Source organism: Bradyrhizobium sp. CCBAU 11434 (genome assembly GCF_028128895.1).
Classification (GTDB): domain Bacteria; phylum Pseudomonadota; class Alphaproteobacteria; order Rhizobiales; family Xanthobacteraceae; genus Bradyrhizobium; species Bradyrhizobium zhengyangense.
This window is the reverse complement of record NZ_LBJX01000098.1, coordinates 56,357-80,362: the sequence shown is the minus strand read 5'-3', so window position 1 is coordinate 80,362 and position 24,006 is coordinate 56,357. Positions and strand designations below refer to the sequence as shown.

Genomic DNA, 24,006 nt, shown 5'->3' with positions numbered 1-24,006 from the left:
GGATTTATAGAAAAATCGATTGACCCGTCGGGCAAAACACGTGCATGATGCCATCATCGCGGCAGGTCTCGCAGGGTGGGCAAGGCACTGACGCGCCTGTGCCCACCCTGCGACTTCTGTGCACGCCGCTAGTATCCCCGGCCCCACCAGTAGCAGAAGCGCTCGATATTGGCTGGCAGGCTCGCCTCGTAATTCGCCCACTTCTCGTACTTCGGCAGCTTCACTTCCTTCATCGCGGTGTCGAAGCACTTGCCGGCATCAGCCGCCTTCTTCACCTCGGTCGAGAGGTCTTCCATGTAGGCAATGTCGTCCTCGACATCTTTCTTGGTGCCCAGCCGGCCGCCGGCATAGGGATGGCCGGGGATCATGCGCTCCCAGTCGAGCGAGGCCAGCTTCTTCAGCGAAGCGATATATTCGAGCGGCGAGGCGTTATCAGGAATGTTGCGGAACTGGACGCTCTCGATCGGCGCGAAGTCGACGACGAAGACGATCTTCTCCTTCGGCAGCCGCATCACGAGCGAATTGTCGGAATGGTTGCGGCCGACATAGTCGAGCTCCAGCGTGGTGCCGCCGAGCGTGATGATCTTCTGGTCGTCGACGATCTGGTCCGGCATGACGATATCGGCCAGCAGCGAATTCTGCTTCTTCAATTCGAGCAGCCGCTCCTTGGTGCGGCGATGCGCGATGAAGGTGGCGCCGAGGTCCTTGAACGGCTGGCCGCCGGCGATGTGATCGTAATGATGGTGGCTGTAGATGACGTACTTGATCGGCTTGTCGGTGACCGCCTTGATCGCGTCGATATAGGGCTTTGCCGGACGCAAATAGGAGATCGGATCGGTCGCGATCACACCTTTCGGCGTCACCACGAACATCGACTGATGGCCGCCATAGCGGAAGATGTAGACGTTGTCGGTGCCGTCGACCTTCTTGGTCGAGGTCTGTGGCGCTTGCGCAAAAGCTGAACCGGTGACGAGGGCCGCGAGAACGGCGATGCAAGATAATGCTTTCATCTCTGGCTTTCTGAAAAAAGGATGGCGGGGAAGAGGGAGAATTGTCTCTCACACAAACGCTGCGGAGAGGGATTTATTCCGCGCTCTCACCCGGACAGTCTGTCGCGGAACAGCTGTGCAAATGTGATCCTTGGGGACATCGATCCCGCTTGACAGTTTTATGTCACGGGAGGAGCATGCCTGTGGTCGCGATCAGCGCGACGCGTAACGTCCACCTCATGAGCAAGGGGAGGTCTATGACTCCACCTCCGCAAATCCAGCCGCGTTAAGTGCGATGGAGCTCGTTCGGACTATCGCATAGCGGCAGAAACCGCGAACGGCACGCCGGGTCAAGGTTTAGTGGGCTGCATCAGCAAGGCAGAGCCCCTACCTGCCCGGCGCTGTGCGTTTTGTAAACCGCCTCGGTGGCTACGCCTTCTTCTGCAGGCCGAAGAGATCACCGATCCATTGATAGTAGATCGGCTGTTTGTCGTGCAGCGTGTGATGCCGCGATAGATGAAGCTGGGTCCGCTCTGTGCGATCGCTGACGGCGTGCCGAGCAGGAGCGCAGCTCCCGCAAGCATGAGCTCGCGCCGATCGAAATCTGCCATTTGATGCCCCGAATTCCGATCAGCAATTTTGCACGCCTTTGCAACATTGACCATGACGCGGTTCCACCGTTTGCGTTGCGGGAAATGCCAAGAGATGGCCGCCTGATCGGCAAATTTCCGACACACGATCGGGGCGAATAGCGCCGATCCGACATGACGCAGTGCTTCGCGCGGTCCCGATTCCGCCGGCGCGCTTCATTTATTTTGGGGAATCCGCGTGTCGCACAAGCTTGCCTCGGCGCTTCTCGCAGCGCTCTTCCTCGCCATCTCGTCGTTCTCCGGAGCCCGCGCTGATACGCCTGCGCCTGCCCCCAGGAGCGCGGTCGCACTGTCGCCTGACGAGGCGAGGCGGGCGCTGGACACGCTCCAGGACGACAAGAAGCGCGCGCAAATGATCGATACGTTGCGGGCGATCGCCAATGCGTCTGGCCCGCAGCAGGCCGCACCGCGCGCGCCCGAGCAGAAGTTGCCGATCCCGCTCGCGGCCGATGGCCTCGGCGCCCAGCTTCTGCTCACGGTGTCCGAACAGATCGGAGAGATCTCGCGCGATGTCGTCGATATGGCGCGCACGCTCACGCATTTCTGGGCGTTCTACTACTGGATTGTCCGGACCGCTGACGACCCTGATGCCTACAATCTCCTGATCGAGATCGGCTGGAAGCTGGCGCTGGTGTTCGGCTGCGCGTTCACGGCCGAATGGGTTGGCGTCCGCCTGATCCGGCGACCGGTCGCTTTCCTCGAAGGGCGCGTGCCTCAGACTGCACGCCTGCCGGTGCAGGCGCTGCCCATCGCCGATCCACCGTCATCGGTCGCCGATGTCACGCCCGAGCCAGATTTGCACAAGCGACGGCACAGCCTTGCGCGTGTCTGGCAGCTGATGCTGCGGCTGCCCTTGGTGCTGGGACGATTGCTATTCGAACTGCTACCGGTCGTTGCTTTCCTTGGCATCTCGACCGCATTGCTCGGAACGGAGATCGGCGAGCCCGCTACCGTCCGTCTCGTGATCCTTGCGGTCGTCAACGCCTACGCGTTCTCGCGCGGGCTGATCTGCGTCATCCGCGCCCTGGCCGGGCCCTTCGGCCTGTTTCCGGCGCGGGCCGAGACCGCGGCCTATATCGAGATCTGGGCGCGCCGCATTGTCGGTGTCGCGGTGACCGGCATTGCGTTCGCCAATGTGGCGCTGTTGCTCGGCCTTCATCGTGCCGGCTACGCCGCGCTCATTCGCATGGTCATGCTGGTCGTGCATCTGTTCGTCGTCGTCATCATCCTGCAATGCCGCCGCCAGGTCGCCGACGCCATCCGCGCGCCGGCGGATCGGCAGGGGATTGCGGCGCGTCTGCGCAACCGCATCGCCGGCGGCTGGCATTATCTGGCGATCGCGCTCGATCTGGCCCTGTGGGCGGTCTGGGCGCTCAACATCCACAACGGCTATTCGCTGCTACTGCAATATTTCGTCGGCACCATCGCGGTCGTGCTGATCACGCGGGTCGCCATCATGGTGACGCTGAGCTTGATCGATCGTGGCTTTCGCATCCGGCCAGACATCCTCCAGCGCTTTCCGGGGCTGGAGATCCGCGCCAATCGCTATCTGCCGCTGCTGCGCAAGATCGTCTCCGGCGCGATCGCCTTCGTCGGCTTCGTTGCGGTTCTCGAGGTCTGGGGCGTCGATGCCATCGTCTGGTTCTATGGCGGCCAGATCGGCAGCCGGCTGCTCTCTGCCGTTGCGACGATCGGCGTCGCCGTCGTCATCGCTGCGGCGATCTGGGAGGCCAGCAATGCGCTGCTGGATCGCCAGATCAACACACTGTCGCGCGACGGACATTATGCCCGCGCCGCGCGCCTGCGCACCTTTCAGCCGATGCTGCGGACAGCGCTCTTGTGCCTCATCGCCACCGTGGTCGGCCTCACGGCACTCAGCGAGATCGGTGTCAATGTCGCGCCGCTGCTCGCCGGCGCCGGCATCGTCGGCATCGCCATCGGCTTCGGCTCGCAGAAGCTGGTGCAGGATCTCATCACCGGCCTGTTCCTGCTGCTGGAGAACACGGTGCAGGTCGGCGACACCGTCAGCGTGTCGGGGCTTACTGGCGTGGTCGAGAACGTCTCGATCCGCACCATTCGCCTACGTGCGGGTGACGGCGCCGTGCACATCGTGCCGTTCAGCGCGGTGACGACCATCACCAATGCCAGCCGTGGTGCCGGCAATGCCTCCGTCAGCGTCAACGTCGCCTACAAGGAGGACACCGATCGCGCCGGCCAGATCCTCAAGGAGATCGTCGAGGAGATGCGCCGCGAGCCCGACTTCCGCCCGCTGATCCGCGGCGACCTCGAGCTCTGGGGCATCGACAAGGTCGATGGTGCCATGGTCTCGATCGTCGGCCAGATCCGCTGCACCGAGGCTGGCCGCTGGCCGGTCCAGCGCGAATTCAACCGTCGCATGAAGCAGCGCTTCCAGCAGAACGGCATCGAGGTCGCATCAGCGACCCAGACCATCTTGATGCATGTCGCACCGCCGGTCGATCTCGCCGCCAACCTGACGCCAAGACGGGCAGCCGGATAGGTACGCGGTAAATTTCCGCCTTGCCTCCGCTCAACCGGCGGCGTTCACTCGCCCTCCAGTCCGCTGACGACATGCGGACGTCAAGAACGGTGGGAGAGAGTGATGCGGGGGCTGTGGGCCGGATTGCGCGGTCATGTAATCGTCGTGTGCGCGGTGATCGGATGCGCGGCGTGGACCGCACCGGCCGGTGCGCAATCGTTCCCCTCTCGGCCCATCACCCTCGTGGTCCCGTTCGCGGCGGGCGGGCCGACCGATACGCTGGCGCGGATCCTGTCGGAACGGATCGCGGCCGATCTGCATGCGACGATCGTGGTTGAGAACGTCGCCGGCGCCTCCGGCAGTATCGCCGGCGCCCGCGTCGCGCGGGCCGCGCCCGACGGCACCACCACACCATCGGCCATTGGGGCACGCATGTGCTCAACGGCGCGATCTTCAAGCTGCCCTACGATTTGCTCGCCGATTTCGAGCCCGTCGCGCTGGTCGCGATGGGCACGCAGCTGATTGTCGGCCGGAAGTCGCTCGAGGCAAACAGCCTGAAAGAGATGATCGCCTGGCTAAAGGCCAATCCCGGCAAGGCCACCGCGGGCACGGCTGGCGCCGGCACCGGCGCGCATGTCGCCGGCGTTTTCTTCAAGGAAAGGACCGGCACCGACTTCCAGTTCGTGCCCTATCGTGGCGCGGGGCCGGCGATGATCGACCTCGTCGCTGGACAGATCGACATCATGTTCGACCAGGCCACCAATTCGCTGCCGCATGTCAAGAGTGGCGCGATCAAAGCTTTCGCCGTGACCTCGCCGACGCGGCTTGCATCCGCGCCCGACATTCCGACCGTCGACGAGGCCGGGCTACCCGGTCTCTACATCTCCTACTGGCACGGCATCTGGGCACCGAAGAATACGCCGAAGGAGACTATCACAAAGCTCAACACAGCCATTGTCGCAGCTCTTGCCGATCCCGCCGTCAGGCAGCGCTTTGCCGAACTTGGGCAGGAGATTCCGCCGGTGGACCAGCAATCGCCCGCAGCTCTCGGCGCCTTCCAGAAGGCCGAGATCGAGAAATGGTGGCCTGTCGTGAAAGCTGCGGATATCAGGCCGGAGTAGAGCTGTTGCGGCACATTTCGTCCTCATCTTGAGGATTTCTCGTCATTCCGGGGCGCGCGTCAGCGCGAACCCGGAAGCCATCGGGCGGCAGAGTTAGTGGATGAATGGATTCCGGGCTCGCGACTTCGTCGCGCCCCGGAATGACGAGGGGAGAGAGCAACCTGCGGATCGTTCGCGAAAACCTCGCTGCGGTGCGAGATCACAATCGTGGCCCAGGGGGCAACGTCCTTGATCTCGATGGACCGCTGGCCGACAATGCTCGCCCTTCAATAAGAAACTCCCTGGGGGAATTCGTGAATAGACCTGCTCGGGTCAGCGCCCATTCGACATCATCCGATTCCGCGCAAGGCATGACGCTGCTGCGCGACCCCCTGCTCAACAAGGGCACGGCCTTCACGGAAGCCGAGCGCGCCGCGCGCGGCCTGCGCGGCCTGTTGCCGCCCTGCGTGCTGACGATCGAAGCGCAGGTCGAGCGCGTGCTGATCAATCTGCGTTCGCTGCCGACGGATCTGGAAAAATACGTCGCGTTGAACGCGCTGCATGACCGCAACGAGGCGCTGTTCTTCCGCGTCGTCGTCGACAATATCGACGAGATCCAGCCGATCATCTACACGCCGACGGTCGGGCTCGCCTGCCAGAAATATGGCCTGATCTTCCAGCGGCCGCGCGGCATGTTCATCTCCTCGCACGATCGCGGCCAGATCGCCGAGATCCTGAAGAACTGGCCCTATCAGGCCAAGTTGATCGTCGTCACCGATGGCGAACGCATTTTGGGACTTGGCGATCTCGGTGCCAATGGCATGGGGATTCCCGTCGGCAAGCTGTCGCTCTATTCGGCCTGCGCCGGCGTGCATCCCGAGCAGTGCCTGCCCATCGTGCTCGACGTCGGCACCAACAACGCGGAGCTGCTGAGCGATCCCTACTATCTCGGTCTGCGCGAACGGCGGCTGACGGGCGAAGCCTATGACAGCTTCGTCGACGAGTTCATGACCGCCGCGCGAAAGACCTTCCCCGGCGTGCTGATCCAGTTCGAGGATTTCGCCAATCATTCCGCGTTCAAGTTGCTGCACAAATACCGGGACGAAGCCTGCGTCTTCAACGACGACATCCAGGGCACCGCGGCCGTCGCGCTCGCCGGCCTGTTCTCGGCGCTGCGTATCAGCGGCGGCAAGCTCCGGGACCAGCGCATCCTGTTCCTCGGCGCTGGCGAGGCGGCGACCGGCATCGCCGATCTCGTCGTCTCCGCCATGGTGGCGGAGGGCGCAACGGAGGCCCAGGCGCTCCGTCGCAACTGGCTGGTGGATTCCCGTGGCCTCGTCGTCAGCGGCCGCGACGGCCTGCACGGCCACAAGCTCCGCTATGCCCACACCGACCAGGCGCCAATCGCCGACTTCCTCACCGCAATCAAGACGCTCAAGCCGACGGCGATCATCGGCGTTGCCGCGGTCGGCGGCGCCTTCACGCCCGAGGTGCTCAAGACGATGGCCGAGCTCAACGAACAGCCGATCGTGTTCGCGCTGTCCAACCCGACCTCGAAGGCGGAATGCTCGGCGGAGGATGCCTATCGCTACACCGAGGGCCGCGCGCTGTTCGCCTGTGGCAGTCCCTACGACCCGGTGACGCTCAATGGCCGCACCTTCGTGCCGCGCCAGGGCAACAACTCCTACATCTTCCCCGGCGTCGGCCTCGGCGTCATCGCCAGCCGCTCGCGGCTCGTGACCGACGAGATGTTCATGGCGGCCGCTCATACGCTCGCCAATTGCGTCGGCAAGGAGGATCTCGATCAGGGCAGCCTGTATCCGGCTTTGCCGCGCATCCGCGAGGTCTCGGCCCGCATTGCGGCGGCCGTGGCTGATGTCGCTTTTCAGCGAGGGCTCGCCGATGGGCCTGCGCCCAATGACGTGAAGGGCCTGGTCCAGTCGCAGATGTACGAGCCGAAATACTGACGCTCACAATGCGGTCGAATCCGCGGAGGCAGCCCCTCATCCCACCCTCTCCCCGTGAGAACGGGGCGAGGGGGTGAGAGAAGCGCGTGCGCTCCTTACCGCGCGCGCCGAGTTGATGTGCCTAACCTCTCCCCGCTCTTTGCGGGGAGAGGTCGGATCGCCTCGGCGATGCGAAGCACCGTCCAGGGCGATCCGGGTGAGGGGCGAGGCACCCTGCCTGCCTCATCAAGAGCCTTTCCCCGGCCCGGTCGGCATCACCGCAATCGCAATTGTCTGCCGTGGCCTTATGTGCGACGCTTCGTAGCGTTACAAGAATCTCAATAGGTAAGCCACCATGGACGATCGTTTGCCCGACCTGGGCGATCTCGAGCACGAGGTCATGCAGATAGTATGGGCCCATGGGCCGGTCACGGCCGAAATCGTGCGCGAGCGTCTATCGCGGCGTCTGAAGGAATCGACGGTGCGAACGGTGCTGCGCCGCCTCGAAGAAAAAGGCTATGCTCGCCACACGGTTGACGGACGCACTTACGTCTACCACGCCACCGAGGCGCGCGCCCGGGTCGCGGCCAAGGCGGTGCAGCGCATCGTCGACTGGTTCTGCAACGGCTCGATGGAGGAGGTCCTCGTCGGCATGGTGGACAATGCGATGCTCGACCAGCAGCAATTGCGCGCGCTGGCCGACCAGGTGGCCAAGGCGAAGAAGGCGAGGGGAGTGAAAAAAGAATGATCGCGGCTCTGGCTGAGGCGGCGTTACGCTCCTTCGCGCTGGGAGGCGTCGTCTGGATCGGTCTCATCCTTTTTCGTGTGCGCAATCCGCACGTTCATATGACGGTGTGGGTGGTCGTGCTGCTGGCATCGCTGGCGATGCCGTTCGTGATGCACTGGCCGACGCTCACCATCGACCGGCTGCCCCTGTCCGTGCCAGTGCCCGATGACGTCTGGCCGGCCGATATCGCGATGCTGGACCGGCCGCAGCCGTCCTTGCCGACCGCATCAGGTGCGGCCATCGCGCCGATGGCAAAGCATGGCATCCCGATCGACTGGTGGACAATTGCCACCACCGTTTATGCCTGCGTCGCAGGCCTGTTGCTGATGCGGCTGGCGATCGGCCTTTGCCTGACATGGCGTCTTGCGCGCGCGGCAAAGCCGGTGAAAGGCCTGATCGGAGCGGACGTGCGCGTCAGTCGCGACGTCGGCGGCCCCGTCACTTTCGGCTCGACCATCCTGGTGCCGCCGCAGTTTTTCGGCTGGGACGCCAAGAAGCGCCTCGCGGTGCTCGCGCATGAGGGCGCGCATGTCGCCAACAGGGATTTCTACGTCCTGCTGCTCGCCTCGCTCAATCGCGTGGTGTTCTGGTTCAGCCCGTTCTCGTGGTGGCAGCTGGCGCGTCTGGCCGAGCTTGCGGAGATCATCAGCGATGCCCGCGCGATCGAGATGATCGACGACCGGCTGTCCTATGCGGAAATCCTGCTCGATGTCGCGACGTCGGTGAAGCCGCGGCCGATGGAGCTTGCGATGGCGCAGGTCTCGACCGTGCGCGCACGGGTCGAACGCATCATCGCCGCTGCCGCCATGCCCGTGGCGGTCGGCTGGCGCAAGCGGCTGTGGATCGCGGCGGCGATCGTGCCTGTCGTGATCGTGTCGGCCGGCATGATCGCCTACCGCACGCCGGATCCTGTGCCATCAGGTTCTGATATCGGTCAGGTGCCGGCCGAGCATTACCATCCGTTGGTCAATTTCTACGCCATGGGCCCGGCTTCGGTGTTCGCGATCTTCCGCGAGGGCGACGACCTCTACGGTCAGCTCACCGGCCAGCGCAAGCTGCGCTTGACCGTTGCAGGCGACGGCACCGCGTCCTACGCGGCCTCATTTGGCGAGATCACGTTCGCTGTTGATATGGAGCGCCGCTCGTCCGAGCTGACGCTGCATATGAACGGCCGCGACGTGCGCGCTATCAACGTCGCCGAGATGCCGGCATCGACGACAGATCCGGTGTCGCTTGATCAATATGTCGGCTGGTACAAGATTGCGCCGAGCCGCGTGCTCACCATCAGGCGCGACGGCGATGGTCTGCAGGTGCAGGAGACCGGGCAGGGCCGATCGGCGGTGCTGGCCGAGGGCACTGACGCGTTCTCCGTCCATGGCGATCATCTCCTGATCTTCCTGCGCGACGATGCAGCCTCGGTCTCGCGCGTGCTGGTCCAGAACGCCGCGTCCGGCGCTCGCCTCGCGCCGCGGATCGACGCGGCGCAGGCCCAGGCGATCGAGGCCGACTTCGCCCGGCGCCTGGCGGAAGTGCCTGACAGGTTCAGGGAGCAGGTCCCGGCGGCCGGCAGCAAGGAGATGATCCTGAAAGGAATCGAGGATCTGCGCCGCGGCACGCCGAGCTATGATCGCATGAGCGCGCCGCTGGCGGCCAATATCCACCGTCGCCTCGACGAATTGCGCGCGACCTTTGCAGCGCTCGGCGCGGTCGAGTCGATCTTCTTCCGCGGCGTCGGGCCCGGTGGCTACGACATCTATGGCGCCAAGTTCGAGAATGGCACCGCGGAATTCCGCCTGCTGATCGAGCCCGACGGCAAGGCCGGCGACGTGATCTTCCGGCCCGACGGCAACGACGAGCTCGGCGGCATCGTCCCCTGTTCGGAGGAGGCGAACGTGCGCGGCCGCGCCGGCACGTCGCCGATCAGGATCATGCTCTACAACGAGACCGCGGACGACATTCAGGTCTTCAATCTCGATGCGAATGGTGAGCGCAGGGCGCAGAGCGTCGTCAGGTCGGATATGACCTGGGCGACGCTGACCAGCGTGAACAATCCGTGGGTCATTGCCGACAAGTCGGGCAAGTGCATGGAGATCCTGGTGCCGGGCCGGCAGACGCGCTTCCACAATGTCGAGGCCTCGAACCTTCTCGCGCGGCAGGGACGCGCCGCGCGGCGCGCCGTTCCGATCGCCAATGGTGAGGTGATGCTGCGGCACTATATCGAAGGCATCGGCCAGGGGCAGCCCGACTACGATCATATGACGAGCGAGGTCGCCAACATCACGCGTGCGCAGCTTCCGTTCGACCAGGCGATCCTGGCTCGGCTCGGTGCGCTGCGCGCCGTCTCGTTCCGCGGCGTCACCGCGCTCGACAGCGACATCTATCTCGCCCAGTTCGCCAACGGCTCGGCGGAATGGCGCATCGGCGTCAGGAATGGGACGATCACCAAGATCGCGCTCGGGCCCAATTTCTAGCTGCGTTCGCGTTGTCGTGATCAGGGGCGCAGGCGGCCGATCCCGGCTTGCGCCCGTCTGCCGCAACCGTTACGCTGTGTAACATTACGCTTGGCAGTCTGCCGCGGATGTTCGATGCGGGCGCCGGCTAGGGACCTCAGGGACGGCCCGCAGGCGGATCGGGTTCATGATGTGCATGCTGACGCAACGGGAGCTCGACTTTCTTGCCAGCCTGAAAACCGGCTGGCGGCTGCTCTATCGACGCGAGCTCGCGCGGCTCATGAGGGGTGAGGTCGAGACCGGCGAGGCGCGGCCGGAGACGCGCCCGGTCATCTGGCGCGTCGTATCGGGCTGATTTCTCGCCATTTTGTGTCGATTCAGGACAGGTGACTGTGGTGGATTCATCACAGCCGGCGCGAAACGATGGCGGCCGCAAGGCCGCTTTTGTTCAGCCAAGGTTCTGCCCTCATTGCCCACCGAAACTCAGGGGTGTTCGGAGGGCGCATCATGTCTCGCATTGCACGTGCCGAAACGACCCTGACCTCGCCGGCAACCTCGTCACGGTTGCTGCTGGTCATCATGGGGGCCGCATCGCTCGCCGCCTGCGCGCAATCACCGGTCGGCCGCCAGAGGGCCGATCTCGCTCCGACCACAAAGCAGGCTGCGATCGAGCGGCCGCACCGCGTGGCGGCGCTGCATCCGCGTCCGATCTACAGGCCGCATCGGTCGGTCGACACAGCAAGCGCCAAGTCGTCGGCCTCGCAGGGCGTGGCGAGCTTCTACTCGGACACGGAGACCGCGAGCGGCGAGAGGTTTGACAAGAACGAGCTGACTGCGGCCCATCCCACGCTGCCGTTCGGGACCAAGCTGCGCGTCACCGATGTCTCCTCCGGTCGCTTCGTGACGGTCAGGGTCAACGATCGCGGGCCCTTTGTGCGCGGCCGCGTCGTCGACATCTCGCCGTCCGCGGCCGAGGCGCTCGGCATGGTCGACAAGGGCCTCGCCAATGTCAGGCTCGACGTCGTGCAATAGAGCGTGATCCGGAAAAGTGTGTATCGGTTTTCCCTCGCGACAAACGCGGAACGCGTTTGCGCGGAGATCATGCTCAAACAATAAATCGCCTTTTGCCGCGCTTAACCGACTATTAGCGGCTCTCCCGCACCATAGGCGTCCGGCAATTCGGGGCTTTGGGGGGACGGCGCTTGAACACGATCCAGTATCTCGAAGATCAGGCGGCGCGCGCCGAGCGGCTGGCCAAACGGATCACGGATACGCCCACGATCGAAAAGCTCCTGACTTTCGCCGGCGAGCGCCGCCGCGAGATCGAGGTTATCGCCGGCCGCCGGCGCGGGTAGTCTAACCCCATTAGATCCATGCTCTGAACGCATTTGCCCTCTCTGCCATCTGCGGAACTTCTTCTTCTCTCCGGCGTCATGTCAGTCATGAATATGGAGGAGGAAGTCATGGGCTTTGGACGAGGTGCTTTGCTTTGGTTGCTTGGCGTGCCGCTGCCGGTCATCCTGCTGCTGGCGATCTTCTGGCATCATTGAGAGCGTGATAAGATGCGAAAAGCGCCGCGGAAGCGGCGCTTTTTGTTGCCTGCAAGCTTGTCGCGACGACAGCGCGCTCAGCTGTGGCTCTCGACGAAATCGCTGAGATAATCAGGAAGCGTCACGCCGTCGATGTCGCAGCGCGCCTGGATTTCATCGGCAACATCGGTCGAGATGTCTTTCATCCAGTGCTCGAGCGTGTTGAACGAGATCACCTTGATGGGATCGTTGAAGCAGCCGGCGACGAGATCGTTGATTGCTGCATCGAGATCGCTTCGCTCGACGCGAATTTCAGTGGCCTCGTCGAGGCGATCGATCACCACGAACAGAGTCTGGTCGGCGCCATAGGGCACGACCGGGGATGGTACGCCAGCGTCAAGCATCTGGATTGCTCACATCTCGGCTTTCCGATCTCCGTTAACGGGAAAAACCGGAGGAAGGTTCCTGCCGAGATTTCGGGATGCGGATTAGACTAATGTCGCTGGCGTGTAGGTGCTCGCCTACAGGTCAGAGAAATTCTCTCAAGCGCGACAGCTCGATGACATGCTCGGGCGAGAGGATGTCCGTGACCAACGGCGGCTGCGCGGCCGTGCGGATCTCATAGAGATGCCTTGTGGGCGCGGGCTTTGCCATGAATGCCGAGATGCAGGCATCGAGCGTACCCTCGCTGACCTGATAGGGCTCGCGGTCCAGCCGGCGCTGATTTCCCAGGGAAGGCCATTTCTGCAGCACGGCGAGCGCGCTGAAATCAACCTTTGATGCGTCCCCCATTGTCCCCCGCCTCACGCAAAAAGAACCCTGACACGCTTACCTTGCGTGCCAGGGCCCATACCCATCACTGCATCTCAATGCCACGCACCGAGAACGCGGCGGCCGGGAAAAGGTTCCCGGCCGATGGCGGCTCAGCTCGCGGCGGCTGCGATCTTATCCCCTGGGCTCGCATGGCCGTGGGCTCTCTCGTCGCGGCTGACCTCGGGGGGCAGCCCTGCAAAGCGCCGCAGGGCTTGCGCCATCTGCACCCGGCCCTGGACGCCTGTGATCACCACGTCCACCATCACAAAGGACGAGTGGAAATGGCCGTGCGCCTTCAGCTGCTCGACCTGGACGCCGGCAGCCGCCATCGCCTCGGCGTAGGCGATGCCCTCGTCGCGGAGCGGATCGAACTCGGCCGTCACCACAAAGGCCGGCGGCAGGCCCGAGACCTTGCCGCGCAGCGGCGAGACGCGCGGATCGGTGCGGTCGGCCGGTGAGCAGTACAGGTCCCAGAACCAGTACATCAGCGAGCGCGTCAGGAAGTAGCCGGTCGCATTGTCGTTGTAGGAGGGCCGGTCGAAGCTGCTGTCCGTCACCGGACATACCAGCAGCTGGCCTGATATCTCGGGCCCGCCGCGATCGCGTGCGAGCTGGCAGGTGACGGCCGCGATGTTGCCGCCGGCGCTCCAGCCGGCGACCAGCACCGGGCCCGGGATGCCGCCGAGTTCGGCCAGATGCTCCGAGATCCAGCGCGTCGCCGCGTAGCCGTCCTCGATGGCCGCCGGGAAACGATGCTCCGGCGCGTGGCGATAGCCGACGCTGACGAACATCATGCCGGTCCGTCGCACCATGTCGCGGCAGAACGGCTCGTCCGACTGCTCGTCGCCGAGCACCCAGCCGCCGCCGTGGAAATACACCACGACCTGATGCGGCCCCGGCGTGGCCGGCTTGTAGACGCGGTAGGGCAGCGGGCCGTCGGCGCCGGGGAGCGTGCCGTCGACGATCTCGCCGATCAGCCGTCCCGCAGGCCGGCCCTTGTTGAACTCATTGACGAAGGCGCGCGCGCCTGCCGCCCCCATCGACTCGATCGGTGGCAGGTTCAACGAGGCCAGCAGGTTCAGCACCAGCCGCACGTCCGGCTGCAGCCGCACCACCTCGCCGTCATTGCATTGTGCGGCGACATTGGGTCCGGTCAGCCTGAAGCCGAGCATGCCGCGGCTGGTGACCTCGTCGCAAAGGCTGCGATAGGGACCGACACCTCCGGTATAGGGCATCAGGCCCTGAACCTTGCCGGGCACGTTGGCGCCCGTGTACCAGGTGTTGGCGAGCCGATGCAGCGTCAGCATCGAGCAGTCGGCCATGTGCCTGTTCCAGCCGGCTTGCGCCGTCTCGGTTGGCTCGATGGTGGTGAAGCCGGCTTCGCCCAACGCTTTGAGGCGGTCCACGACCCAATCGACATGCTGCTCGATCGAAACAGCCATGTTCGACAGCACCGACGGGCTGCCGGGCCCGGTGATCATGAAGAAGTTCGGGAAGCCTTCGACCGTGAGCCCCAGATAGCTCTGCGGCCCCTGTGCCCAGACATCGGTGAGCGACTTGCCGCCGCGCCCGGTGATCGGATGCACGGCGCGGATCGCGCCGGTCATGGCATCGAAGCCGGTGGCGAACACGATGACGTCGACATCGACATTGCGCTTGGCCGTCGTGATGCCGCCTGCGGTGATCGCCTTGATCGGCTCCTGGCGCAGATTGACCAGCGTGACGTTCGGCCGGTTGTAGGTCGCGTAATAGTTGGTTTCGAGGCAGGGACGTTTGGCGCCGAACGGATGATCGTCCGGCATCAGCGCTGCCGCCGTCACCGGATCCTTCACGGCTGCCGAGATCTTCTCGCGGATCAGGTCCTGGACGATCTTGTTGCCGTCGACGTCGACCGCCTGGTCGGCCCAAAGCTGCGTCAGGATGTGGACGAGGTCGCCGGCAGCCCAGGCGCGCTCGAACCGCTCGCGACGCTCGGCATCGCTGAGCTGCCAGCTGACGACGGTCTGCTGCGGATAGGGTACGCCGGCCATCGACTGGCGCGCCTGCTCGCGATAGGCCGCGCGGTCGCTCTGGAACAGGTCCCTGCGATCGGCCGGCGAGGGGCCGTTATGGGCGGGCAGCGCGAAATTCGGCGTGCGCTGGAACACGGTCAGGTGGGCCGCCTGTTCGGCGATCAGAGGGATCGACTGGATGCCCGACGAACCGGTGCCGATCACGGCGACGCGCTTTCCCGCGAGATTGACGCCGTCATGTGGCCAGCGTCCGGTGAAATAGACCTCGCCCTTGAAATCCTTGACGCCGTCGATCTCCGGCGGTTTTGGCGCGGAGAGACAGCCGGTCGCCATGATGTAGAAGCGGCAGGAGACGGCAGCGCCGTTGTCCGTGGTGAGTTGCCAGCGCTCGGCCTTCTCGTCCCATTTGGCTTCGGTGACCTTGGTCCTGAAGCGGATGTCGCGCCTGAGATCGTAGCGATCGGCGACGAAGCCGAGATAGCGCAGGATCTCGGGCTGGGTCGCGTATTTCTCCGACCAGGTCCACGCCTTGTCGAGCTCCGGATCGAACGTGTAGCTGTAGTCGATGGTCTGGATATCGCAGCGGGCGCCGGGATAGCGGTTCCAGTACCAGGTGCCCCCGACGTCGCCGGCTTCTTCGAGACCGACGGCGGAGAGGCCGGCCTTGCGCAGGCGATGGAGAAGATAGAGGCCGGAAAAACCGGCGCCGACCACGGCAACATCGACGTTTTGGACGGTTCCGCTCCCCGCCTTGGACTCACGTGCGGCGACCATTGCTTCCGGCATGGTTATTCCTCCCGTGTCTTTGTTTTGCCGGCAGGCTAGTCCCGCAGGCCCGGCTTGTCATCAGAACAAGTGCAATCTTCGGTAGTCCCTTTGCGGCATCATCGTGGCGGCGCGAACGTTGCTTCGATGCACGCATCGCGATGCACAATGGCCGTGATTGCCCGGGCTAATCATGGATGATCCGTCTGTGTATGCTTGCGGCTACTAGCCACGCGTATCCAGGGCGCCATGACAGAGCTGAGTGAGCGAACCAAAGCCAACATGGACGTCGTCCTGGAGGAGACGTGCCGGCAATTGCCGCACGGCGGCGATCACGACAGTCGCCGGTTCATCGCCGAGCGCCTGATCGAGGCGGCGCAATCCGGCCACTCCACGCTCGGCGAGCTCGGCATCATCGCGCGACGCGCGCTGGCGGACATCATCGCCAAGGGCGGTTAGCTGACGCGCCTCGGCGCTTGCCTCTTCGCGCGTTGCGGACGTAACCTGCCAGGGACCATTTCCGCGCATCGAGATCCCCTGAAGATGCGATCCCTGCTTGCGCTTATTGCAGCCCTTGCATTGCTCTGCGCCGGCCGCGCCGTCGCCCAGCCGGTCGGCCAGTATCCATTTGCGTTGACGCGCGAAGGTCAGATGCTCGGCGCGGTCGAAGGCGAAGTGGCCTCCTTCAAGGGGCTGGCCTACGCGGCGCCGCCGGTCGACAGCCTGCGCTGGCGTCCACCGCAGGCCCTGCCCGAGAGCTCGGAGATGAGCACGGCCTACAATTATGGCTCGCCCTGTCCGCAGCCGTCGCTGCCGGCCGCGCGCGAGGATTGCCTCACGCTCAACGTGTTCAGGCCCTTCGGCGTCGACGGGCCGCTGCCGGTGATGGTGTTCATCCATGGCGGCGGCTTTGTCAGCGGCACCGCCAATGATCCGATGTTCGACGGTGCAAGATTCGCGCAGGCCGGCCTCATCGTCGTCACGGTGAACTATCGGCTTGGCGCGCTCGGCTGGTTCATGCATCCCGCATTGTCGGAGAACAGCTCCGGCAATTTCGGCCTGATGGATCAGATCACGGCGCTACGCTGGGTGCACGACAACATCGCGGCCTTCGGCGGCGATGCGAACAACATCACACTGTTCGGCAACGGCGCCGGCGCGACATCGATCGCGCTGCTGATGCTGTGCGCCCAATCACGCGATCTCTTCCAGAAAGCAATCCTGCAATCGATACCCGGCCGTGCGCGTCTGGCTTCGTCGCAGGAGGCCGAGGCCGCGGGGCGGCAGTTCGTCGCCGCGCTCGGACAGGCGACGGATCTGCGTGCCGTCAAACCGGCGCGGCTGCTTGCTGCTGAAAGAAAATTGCTGGAAAAATCGCCGCGCAGATTTGCGCCGGCGATGGACGGAAACCTCACGACCGAAGACATCGGCGCGGGGTTTGCGTCAGGACACGAGAGCCGCATTCCCCTCATCATCGGTTCGAACGACGACGAGACCCGCTTCGACAGCGAACTGGAAGTCACGGAGGTGCTGTCATCGTCCACCGAGAGCCTCGATGAGTTGCGCAAGCTCTATCCTGACGCCAGGACGCCCTCTGAAATTGCCGCCAGCCTCTACACCGACAAGGTGTTCTCCGAGCCGGTGCGAATGCTCGCCCGGCTTCATGCCACAACCGGAGCGCCGACCTTCCGCTATCGCTTCACTTACGTGCCGGAAGCCCGGCGCGGCAACCCCGACGAGGGCCACGGGCGCGAGTTGCAGTTCGTCTTCGGCGTCGAGGGCGTGCCCGGCGCGGGCATCTTCTCGCGACGGGATCGCGAGGTCGCAAATCGGATGCGGTCCTATTGGATCAATTTTGCGAAAAACGGCGACCCCAACGGGCCCGAGCTACCGCATTGGGATGCGGCCGCGGACAGCGACCAGCTGCTGCTGATCGCAAACGATCGCATCGCGAGCGGCGATGACCCGTTGTCGGAGCGTTTGGACCGGCTCGCGCGCGAGAGCAAGAAGTGAGTTGGACTTAGGCCGCGAGCTCGACGCGCGGCGCCGGCGTCAGGCGGTCTTCTTCGAGATAGTCCATCGTGCCGTCCTTCTCGACGGCATAGAACTGCTGGCCTTCCTTGGACCGGTAGGCGGCACGGACCACGCCGCGACGGCCCTTGTCACTGTTGACGACGTCCCCCAGCGCAAACTTCTTCATCTCAACGTCTCGCTTGTCTTCTGGCCGATTCCTTCGGCCACATCAGGATTGTGAGCGGCAAATCGTTAACGACTTGCTAACCATGCCGGTTTGCCTATGCTCGCCGCGAAGCGCGCGGAGGTCTCATCCGCGCAAGATGTCTTCGAGGCGAGCCTGACAACATGACGCGATTTCCGACCCTGTTTCTGTCGCATGGCGGCGGCCCCTGGCCCTTCATGGAGGACCGGCGGGTGCAATATGCCAAGACGGCCGCGGAGTTCGGCCGGCTGCCGCAGCTGCTTCCTGAAAGACCGAAGGCGGTGCTTGTTATCACTGGCCATTGGGAGGCCGACGCCTTCACCGTGTCGACCTCGGCGCACCCGCCGATGGTGTACGATTACTACGGTTTCCCCGAGCATACCTATCACATCACATATCCGGCGCCTGGCCAGCCCAAGCTCGCAGCAGACGTGAAGGCGCTGCTTGCGCGCGCCGGCCTCGATTGCCGGGAAGATCCCAATCAGGGCTTTGATCACGGCACCTTCGTGCCGCTCGGGCTGATGTATCCGAATGCCGACATGCCGATCGTGCTGCTGTCGCTCAAGTCGAGCTATGACGCAGCCGAGCACATCAAGGTCGGAGAAGCGATCGCCTCGCTGCGTGACGAGGGCATCCTGATCGTCGGCAGCGGGCTCACCTATCACAACATGCGCGGTTTCGGGCGCGCGGAATCGAAACCCGTCTCCTACGATTTCGAAGCCTATCTGAACGAGGCGATCAGCAATCCGGACGCGGCGCGCCGCAACGCCATGCTGGTCGATTGGGAGAAGGCGCCGAGCGCGCGTCTGGCGCATCCGCGCGAGGACCATCTTCTGCCGCTGATGGTGGCGGCAGGTGCTGCCGGCAGCGATGTCGGCAAGCGCGTTTTCGTCGACGAGGTCGCGAGCGTTGCGATGGCGTCGTACGTGTTTGGGTGATGACCTCTGCTCCCTCCTCCCGCTTGCGGGGAGAGGGTTGGGGTGAGGGGGAGTCTCCGCGAGGAAGGTGAGAGTCGGACTCGCGGAGATTCCCCCTCACCCGGAATCCGCGCTACGCGCGAATTCCGGCCTCTCCCCGCACGCGGGGAGAGGCGAAGAGAGAGCCTCACGTACGGCGTGACGCCATCAGGCCGCGATACAGCGCTGCATACTCACCCGCGCGGTTGCGCCAGGACACGTCGGTGGCAAGGCCGCTCAATTGCAGCCGCCGCCAGGTTGCCTTGTCGTGGAAGGCGGCGTTGGCTTTCCGCAGCGTGCCGGTGAGGGCGCCAGCCGTCACCGGACCAAACTTGAAGCCGGTGGCGTCACGTCCTGTTTCACCGATGTCGATGATGGTGTCCTCGAGACCGCCGACACGGGAGACGATCGGGACCGCGCCATATCGCAGCGCGCAGAGCTGGGTCAGGCCGCACGGCTCGAACCGCGAGGGCACGAGCAGCGCGTCGGAGCCGGCCTGGATCAGATGAGCGAGAATCTCGTCATAGCCGATCATCACGCCGATCCGGCCGGGATTGGCGCGCGCGGCGGCCTGATAGCGCTCCTGAAGATCGCGGTCGCCGCTGCCGAGCAATGCAAGCTGCATGCCCTGATCCAGGATCGTCGGGATCGCCTCGAGCAGCAGGTCGAGCCCCTTCTGCCAGGACAGCCGGCTGATGACGCCGAGCAGCGGCGCCTCGTCGGAGGAATCGAGATTGAACTGCTGCTGCAGCACCGCCTTGTTCGCGGCCCGGAACGTGAGGTCCTGCGCACCGAAGCGATAGGCGATATGCGTATCGGTTTGCGGATTCCACACGGCGATGTCGATGCCGTTGAGGATGCCGCTCAGCACGCTGGCGCGCTCGCGCAGCAGGCCGCCAAGTCCCATGCCGCCTTCGTCGCTCTGGATTTCATGAGCATAGGTGGGCGACACCGTGGTGATGCGATCGGCCAGTTGCAGCCCGGCTTTCAGGAAGCTGATGCCGCCGAAATATTCAAGGCCGTGGACGTCGAACGATGCGTCGTGGGGCAGGCCGATCGCGCCGGCCAGCGCGCGGTCGAACTTGCCCTGATAGGCCATGTTGTGAATCGTCATCACCGTGCCGGGCCGCGGCCCGCCGTCGTAGTGCAGATAGGCTGGTGCCAGTCCGGCCTGCCAGTCATGGGCGTGGACCACGTCGGGCACGAAGCTTGCGACGAGACCGCGGCCGATATCGGCCGCGACCCGCGCCAGTGCTGCGAAGCGCACACCGTTGTCCGGCCAGTCGACACCCTCGGCGGTGACATAGGGATTGCCCGGCCGCGCATAGAGATGCGGCACGTCGAGCACGAACAGATCGAGCCCCTCATGCGAACCGGCGAGCAGGCGCCCCGGTCCGCCGAAATAATCCGACCAACGCTGGATTTCGTCCGCGCCCGAAAGGCGCCGCATCACGTCGGGATAGCCCGGCATCAAGGTGCGCATCTCGACGCCATGCGCCTTCAGCGCAAGCGGCAGCGCGCCGGCGACATCAGCGAGGCCGCCGGTCTTGACGATGGGATAGACTTCAGAAGCGACCGCGAGGACGCGAACAGGCGTCATGTATTGAGCCTGTCGATCATCGGCTGAGTGATCAGCGAGATGCCCTGTTCGGTGGTGCGGAAGCGTTTGGCGTCGAGCTCCGGATCCTCGCCGACGACGAGGCCTTCGGGGATCTCGACGCCACGATCAATCACGACGTTTTTCAGCCGCGCGCCGCGCCCGACATTGACGTAAGGCATGATCACGGCGTTCTCGACATTGGCATAGGAGTTGATGCGCACGCCGGTGAACAGCAGCGAGCGGCGCAGCGAGGCGCCGGAGATGATGCAGCCGCCCGAGACCAGCGAGCTCACCGCCTGGCCGCGCCGGCTCTCCTCGTCATGGACGAACTTGGCGGGCGGCGTAATCTCCGCATAGGACCAGATCGGCCAGGCGCGATCGAACAGATCGAGCTCCGGCACCACGTCGGTGAGGTCGATATTGGCGGCCCAATAGGCGTCCACCGTGCCGGCATCGCGCCAGTAGGCGCGCGGGTCGCTGCCCGAACGTACGCAGGAGGTCGAGAACCGATGCGCGATGGCGCGGCCGTTCTTGACGATATAGGGGATGATGTCCTTGCCGAAATCGTGACTGGAGTTCGGGTCCTCGGCGTCGCGCTTGAGCTGGTCGAACAGGAATTTCGTATCGAACACGTAGATGCCCATGCTGGCGAGCGAGACGTCAGGCTTGCCCGGCATCGGCGGCGGATCCTTGGGCTTCTCGAGGAATTGCTGGATCCAGCCGTTCTCGTCGACATGCATGATGCCGAAGCCCGAGGATTCCGCGCGCGGCATTTCGAGGCAGCCGACGGTGACGTCGGCGCCGCTGTCGACGTGCTGGCGCAGCATCACCTCGTAGTCCATCTTGTAGATATGGTCGCCGGCCAGCACCACGATGAACCGGGCGTTGTGCGACTCGATGATGTCGATGTTCTGGTAGATCGCATCCGCCGTGCCGACATACCACATGCTCTCGGAGACGCGCTGGCTCGCAGGCAGGATGTCGAAGCTTTCGTTACGCTCGGGGCGGAAGAAGTTCCAGCCCATCTGGAGATGCCGGATCAGGCTGTGGGCCTTGTACTGCGTGGCAACCGCGATGCGGCGAATGCCGGAATTCACCGCGTTCGACAGCGCGAAATCGATGATGCGGGATTTGCCGCCGAAATAGACCGCGGGCTTGGCGCGCCGGTCGGTCAATTCCAGCAGCCGGCTGCCGCGGCCGCCGGCCAGGACAAATGCCAAAGCCTGGCGGGCAAGCGGCTCATTTCCGGCAGCACTCATGTCTTCCTCCCACTCGTCTGGCGCAAGCCAAATTCTGGCGTAAGCCAAGGCCTTCGCGAAGTGCCTTCCGGCCGCGCATCATTGGAACCGATAGTAACGGTACGAATAGGTAATCGGGAAGGTGCTTGTTGGTTGCGAACGCACGGGAAGCTTAACGCTTTGGCCGCGGCGGGAGCGCCTCGGGTGCCGTCGCTCGGCGGTCATAAATCAGGCATGCCCAGCCGTCTTGTGCGCTGCACGCAAGGTTCGAGGCTTTGACTTGGCACTTCGACTTGGCACTTTGACTTAGCACTTTGACTTGGCGCAAGGATGAAAGATCCTGGCCTGCGATGCTCTTTTCAACGAAACGTCGGACAGGGAGTAAGACGATGAGTCTCTGGAAAATGGCAATGGCCTGCTCGTTGACGGTCGGCGTCATGACCGGCCAGATCGGGCAGGTATCGGCGGCACCGATGCCGACCAATGTGGCGACCATGAAGGCCGCGGCCGGTGATGACGTCACGCAGGTGCATTGGCGTGGCGGCGGCTGGGGCTGGGGCCTCGGCGGCTTTGCGGCCGGCGCCATCATCGGCAGCGCCATCGCCGGCGCGCCCTACGGCTATTACGGCGGCGGGCCGTATTACGGTTACGGCTATCCGGGCTACGGCTATGCGCCGTCCTATTATGGTTACGGCTACGGACCGGCCTATCCTCGTTATTATCGCCCCTATCGTCCGTATTACGGCTATCGCTACGGCTATTACCGGCCGTACTACCGTCACTACTACCGCCGCTATTGGTGACCGCGCAGGCGGACGAGGTCGTCGATCGCTCGTCCGCGTGATTGCAGCTGCGCGCATCGCTCTCGCAGATAGGCCCCGGCTCAGCAGCGCAACGTCGAAGACGCGCATAAGCGCGCCCTTGGTGATGGGAAGACGCGCGTAAACGCGCTTATGGTGATGCGCGCGTCCGGGGCACGAGGCTTCACAAGCCTCTCAAGCGTCCGTGAAGTGCACGGAGCTATTCCAACTCGATCGGCTTCCCCGACACTTTCCTTCTGCATTTCATGCCGACAACGACACCCACATTGCTATTTGCGCCGCCTCCCTTGTCTCGCACGCCGCGTCGTCAAAAATCAACCCGACGACCACATCGGGAGACCGGCCATGGGCCTGCAAGAAACAAAAATCGAATCGCTTCCCTTCGTCACCGCTGAGCTCAACTACCTTGCGCCTGTTTCAGGCAAGCCGCGCACCTATGCTTTCGATCCGCCGCCGGGCGAGCCAAAAAGCACCTCGCTACCGGAGCCGCATCATGTCCCGATTTTCGACGCGCGACTGATCGCGCAGAATTTCTCACTCGACCGCGAAGGATTTGCGCTGGTGCGCCATCCGCACCGTGTGCGGGACTTTTACAACGACGAGGAAATCCGCAGCGTCTACTATCCGGCCGTCGAAGCCTTCCTGCGCGCGACCTTGAAGGCCGACCGCGTTGTCATCTTCGATCACACCGTCCGCAAGCGCGTCGAGGGCGCGCCTGATACTCGCGACGGCGGGCCGCGCCAACCGGCGATCCGCGTCCACGTTGATCAGACCATCATCTCCGGCGCCAATCGCGTGCGCGAGCATCTGCCTGACGAGGCGGAGGAATTGCTTAGAGGCCGTGTACAGGTGATCAACCTCTGGCGCCCGATCCGCGGTCCGTTGCGTGATTCACCGCTCGCCATGGCCGACGGCACGACGGTCGCGCCGGAAGATCTCGTCGCCTCGGACCTGATCTATCCCGATCGCCGCGGTGAGATCTATTCGGTGAAATACAATCCCGATCATCGCTGGTTCTATTTTCCGGAGATGACGAGCGACGAGGCGCTGCTGTTGAAATGCTATGATTCCGCAACTGACGGCCGCACCCGCTTCGGGCCGCACACCGCTTTCGTCGACCCGACCACGCCTGCCGATGCGGCCCCGCGCGAGAGCATCGAGGTGCGCACGCTGGTGTTCCACAAACAGTAACAATGTGTGATGGACCCGCCGGGCATGGCCCGGCGGAGTTCCTGGAACCATCTGGAACTTGACGACGTTGCAGCGCGGGGCAGGGCCAACCGGGAGCGGTGCCGTGCGAGCGCAGCCGACGCTATTGTTTTGTCTGACCACATTCTCGCTTTCTGCATTTTCCGTCGCCCACGCCGAAAGCGGACTTGCCTCATATTATGGATATGGAAAAGCCGCGAGGAGCGGCGAGCTGACCTGCGCGCACCGGACGCGCCCGTTCGGCAGCGTGCTGAAAGTGTCCTACAGCGGACGCACCATTCAGTGCCGCGTCAATGATCGCGGCCCCTTCATTCGCGGCCGCATCGTCGATCTCTCGGTGCCCGCCGCCCGTGCGCTCGGCATGATGAGCGCAGGCGTGGTGCGGGTCTCGGTGGAATAGCTCCGCCGTCGCGCTATAGTGCCCGC

20 protein-coding genes and 1 pseudogene are annotated in these 24,006 nt (G+C 64.2%); 14 read left to right on the top strand and 7 right to left on the bottom strand.

Annotated elements, in window-relative coordinates; translation table 11 throughout:
• Positions 1-128: 128 nt before the first annotated feature.
• Positions 129-1,010 carry an MBL fold metallo-hydrolase gene (locus XI06_RS29690; RefSeq protein ID WP_237866075.1) on the bottom strand — a complete coding sequence of 294 codons (882 nt, stop codon included), beginning with the start codon at positions 1,008-1,010 and terminating at the stop codon, positions 129-131.
• Positions 1,011-1,817: 807 nt separating this feature from the next.
• On the opposite strand from XI06_RS29690, the gene XI06_RS29685 reads away from it, so the two are divergent.
• The 8 genes and pseudogenes from XI06_RS29685 to XI06_RS29650 all read left to right on the top strand — a co-directional run bounded on the left by XI06_RS29685 (position 1,818) and on the right by XI06_RS29650 (position 11,774).
• A complete protein-coding gene (locus XI06_RS29685) occupies positions 1,818-4,157 on the top strand; it encodes a mechanosensitive ion channel domain-containing protein (RefSeq protein ID WP_271607091.1) in 2,340 nt (779 codons plus the stop codon).
• A 102-nt stretch (positions 4,158-4,259) separates the two neighbouring features.
• Positions 4,260-5,257 (top strand): annotated as a pseudogene (locus XI06_RS29680) (tripartite tricarboxylate transporter substrate-binding protein).
• Positions 5,258-5,550: 293 nt separating this feature from the next.
• A complete protein-coding gene (locus tag XI06_RS29675) occupies positions 5,551-7,203 on the top strand; it encodes an NAD-dependent malic enzyme (protein ID WP_271607090.1) in 1,653 nt (550 codons plus the stop codon).
• Positions 7,204-7,537: 334 nt separating this feature from the next.
• Positions 7,538-7,930, top strand: a complete 393-nt coding sequence (locus tag XI06_RS29670; RefSeq protein WP_237866072.1) for a BlaI/MecI/CopY family transcriptional regulator — start codon at positions 7,538-7,540, stop codon at positions 7,928-7,930.
• Positions 7,927-10,440, top strand: a complete 2,514-nt coding sequence (locus XI06_RS29665; RefSeq protein WP_237866071.1) for a M56 family metallopeptidase — start codon at positions 7,927-7,929, stop codon at positions 10,438-10,440. The genes XI06_RS29670 and XI06_RS29665 overlap by 4 nt, the downstream gene beginning before the upstream one ends.
• A gap of 166 nt (positions 10,441-10,606) precedes the next feature.
• A complete protein-coding gene (locus XI06_RS29660; RefSeq protein ID WP_237890670.1) occupies positions 10,607-10,774 on the top strand; it encodes a hypothetical protein in 168 nt (55 codons plus the stop codon).
• A gap of 152 nt (positions 10,775-10,926) precedes the next feature.
• Complete coding sequence (locus XI06_RS29655; RefSeq protein WP_237866069.1) at positions 10,927-11,451, top strand: septal ring lytic transglycosylase RlpA family protein; 525 nt, start codon at positions 10,927-10,929, stop codon at positions 11,449-11,451.
• 170 nt (positions 11,452-11,621) lie between these two features.
• The gene (locus XI06_RS29650; RefSeq protein ID WP_212298790.1) at positions 11,622-11,774 is read left to right on the top strand and encodes a hypothetical protein; all 153 of its coding nucleotides are present in this window, start codon (positions 11,622-11,624) and stop codon (positions 11,772-11,774) included.
• Positions 11,775-12,046: 272 nt separating this feature from the next.
• On the opposite strand, the gene XI06_RS29645 is transcribed toward XI06_RS29650, so the two are convergent.
• The 3 genes from XI06_RS29645 to XI06_RS29635 all read right to left on the bottom strand — a co-directional run bounded on the left by XI06_RS29645 (position 12,047) and on the right by XI06_RS29635 (position 15,559).
• A complete protein-coding gene (locus XI06_RS29645; RefSeq protein ID WP_237866068.1) occupies positions 12,047-12,352 on the bottom strand; it encodes a hypothetical protein in 306 nt (101 codons plus the stop codon).
• Positions 12,353-12,476: 124 nt separating this feature from the next.
• Positions 12,477-12,740 (bottom strand): hypothetical protein, encoded by a 264-nt coding sequence (locus tag XI06_RS29640; protein ID WP_237871218.1) that lies wholly within the window; start codon positions 12,738-12,740, stop codon positions 12,477-12,479.
• Between the two features lie 131 nt (positions 12,741-12,871).
• Positions 12,872-15,559, bottom strand: coding sequence for a flavin-containing monooxygenase (locus tag XI06_RS29635; RefSeq protein WP_237866066.1), 2,688 nt, complete (start codon positions 15,557-15,559; stop codon positions 12,872-12,874).
• 228 nt (positions 15,560-15,787) lie between these two features.
• Here XI06_RS29635 and XI06_RS29630 point away from each other — a divergent pair, with 228 nt between their 5' ends.
• Positions 15,788-15,997, top strand: a complete 210-nt coding sequence (locus XI06_RS29630) for a hypothetical protein (RefSeq protein ID WP_237866065.1) — start codon at positions 15,788-15,790, stop codon at positions 15,995-15,997.
• An 84-nt stretch (positions 15,998-16,081) separates the two neighbouring features.
• Complete coding sequence (locus XI06_RS29625; protein ID WP_271607089.1) at positions 16,082-17,551, top strand: carboxylesterase/lipase family protein; 1,470 nt, start codon at positions 16,082-16,084, stop codon at positions 17,549-17,551.
• A 7-nt stretch (positions 17,552-17,558) separates the two neighbouring features.
• On the opposite strand, the gene XI06_RS29620 is transcribed toward XI06_RS29625, so the two are convergent.
• Complete coding sequence (locus XI06_RS29620) at positions 17,559-17,738, bottom strand: hypothetical protein (protein WP_128950411.1); 180 nt, start codon at positions 17,736-17,738, stop codon at positions 17,559-17,561.
• Between the two features lie 161 nt (positions 17,739-17,899).
• Between XI06_RS29620 and XI06_RS29615 the strand changes: the two genes are divergently transcribed.
• Complete coding sequence (locus tag XI06_RS29615; protein ID WP_237871210.1) at positions 17,900-18,694, top strand: DODA-type extradiol aromatic ring-opening family dioxygenase; 795 nt, start codon at positions 17,900-17,902, stop codon at positions 18,692-18,694.
• Positions 18,695-18,860: 166 nt separating this feature from the next.
• On the opposite strand, the gene glgA is transcribed toward XI06_RS29615, so the two are convergent.
• Together glgA and glgC are read right to left on the bottom strand one after the other, a co-directional pair.
• Positions 18,861-20,312 (bottom strand): glycogen synthase GlgA, encoded by a 1,452-nt coding sequence (gene glgA / locus XI06_RS29610; protein ID WP_237866945.1) that lies wholly within the window; start codon positions 20,310-20,312, stop codon positions 18,861-18,863.
• On the bottom strand, positions 20,309-21,571 hold the full coding sequence (glgC, locus tag XI06_RS29605; protein WP_237866944.1) for a glucose-1-phosphate adenylyltransferase: 1,263 nt from the start codon (positions 21,569-21,571) through the stop codon (positions 20,309-20,311). The genes glgA and glgC overlap by 4 nt, the downstream gene beginning before the upstream one ends.
• A 368-nt stretch (positions 21,572-21,939) precedes the next feature.
• Here glgC and XI06_RS29600 point away from each other — a divergent pair, with 368 nt between their 5' ends.
• From XI06_RS29600 to XI06_RS29590, 3 genes are all read left to right on the top strand, one after another.
• Positions 21,940-22,353, top strand: a complete 414-nt coding sequence (locus tag XI06_RS29600) for a hypothetical protein (protein WP_237866943.1) — start codon at positions 21,940-21,942, stop codon at positions 22,351-22,353.
• Between the two features lie 363 nt (positions 22,354-22,716).
• A complete protein-coding gene (locus XI06_RS29595) occupies positions 22,717-23,562 on the top strand; it encodes a CmcJ/NvfI family oxidoreductase (RefSeq protein WP_271607088.1) in 846 nt (281 codons plus the stop codon).
• A 103-nt stretch (positions 23,563-23,665) separates the two neighbouring features.
• Positions 23,666-23,980 carry a septal ring lytic transglycosylase RlpA family protein gene (locus XI06_RS29590; protein WP_237866939.1) on the top strand — a complete coding sequence of 105 codons (315 nt, stop codon included), beginning with the start codon at positions 23,666-23,668 and terminating at the stop codon, positions 23,978-23,980.
• Positions 23,981-24,006: the final 26 nt, after the last annotated feature.

Bases quoted from the DNA above. Each gene is read 5' to 3' on its own strand.
- XI06_RS29690 (WP_237866075.1), bottom strand. From the start codon at position 1,010: ATGAAAGCATTATCTTGCATCGCCGTTCTCGCGGCCCTCGTCACCGGT.
- XI06_RS29670 (WP_237866072.1), top strand. From the start codon at position 7,538: ATGGACGATCGTTTGCCCGACCTGGGCGATCTCGAGCACGAGGTCATG.
- XI06_RS29665 (WP_237866071.1), top strand. From the start codon at position 7,927: ATGATCGCGGCTCTGGCTGAGGCGGCGTTACGCTCCTTCGCGCTGGGA.
- XI06_RS29660 (WP_237890670.1), top strand. From the start codon at position 10,607: ATGATGTGCATGCTGACGCAACGGGAGCTCGACTTTCTTGCCAGCCTG.
- XI06_RS29655 (WP_237866069.1), top strand. From the start codon at position 10,927: ATGTCTCGCATTGCACGTGCCGAAACGACCCTGACCTCGCCGGCAACC.
- XI06_RS29645 (WP_237866068.1), bottom strand. From the start codon at position 12,352: ATGCTTGACGCTGGCGTACCATCCCCGGTCGTGCCCTATGGCGCCGAC.
- XI06_RS29640 (WP_237871218.1), bottom strand. From the start codon at position 12,740: ATGGGGGACGCATCAAAGGTTGATTTCAGCGCGCTCGCCGTGCTGCAG.
- XI06_RS29635 (WP_237866066.1), bottom strand. From the start codon at position 15,559: ATGCCGGAAGCAATGGTCGCCGCACGTGAGTCCAAGGCGGGGAGCGGA.
- XI06_RS29630 (WP_237866065.1), top strand. From the start codon at position 15,788: ATGACAGAGCTGAGTGAGCGAACCAAAGCCAACATGGACGTCGTCCTG.
- XI06_RS29625 (WP_271607089.1), top strand. From the start codon at position 16,082: ATGCGATCCCTGCTTGCGCTTATTGCAGCCCTTGCATTGCTCTGCGCC.
- XI06_RS29620 (WP_128950411.1), bottom strand. From the start codon at position 17,738: ATGAAGAAGTTTGCGCTGGGGGACGTCGTCAACAGTGACAAGGGCCGT.
- XI06_RS29615 (WP_237871210.1), top strand. From the start codon at position 17,900: ATGACGCGATTTCCGACCCTGTTTCTGTCGCATGGCGGCGGCCCCTGG.
- glgA (WP_237866945.1), bottom strand. From the start codon at position 20,312: ATGACGCCTGTTCGCGTCCTCGCGGTCGCTTCTGAAGTCTATCCCATC.
- glgC (WP_237866944.1), bottom strand. From the start codon at position 21,571: ATGAGTGCTGCCGGAAATGAGCCGCTTGCCCGCCAGGCTTTGGCATTT.
- XI06_RS29600 (WP_237866943.1), top strand. From the start codon at position 21,940: ATGAGTCTCTGGAAAATGGCAATGGCCTGCTCGTTGACGGTCGGCGTC.
- XI06_RS29595 (WP_271607088.1), top strand. From the start codon at position 22,717: ATGGGCCTGCAAGAAACAAAAATCGAATCGCTTCCCTTCGTCACCGCT.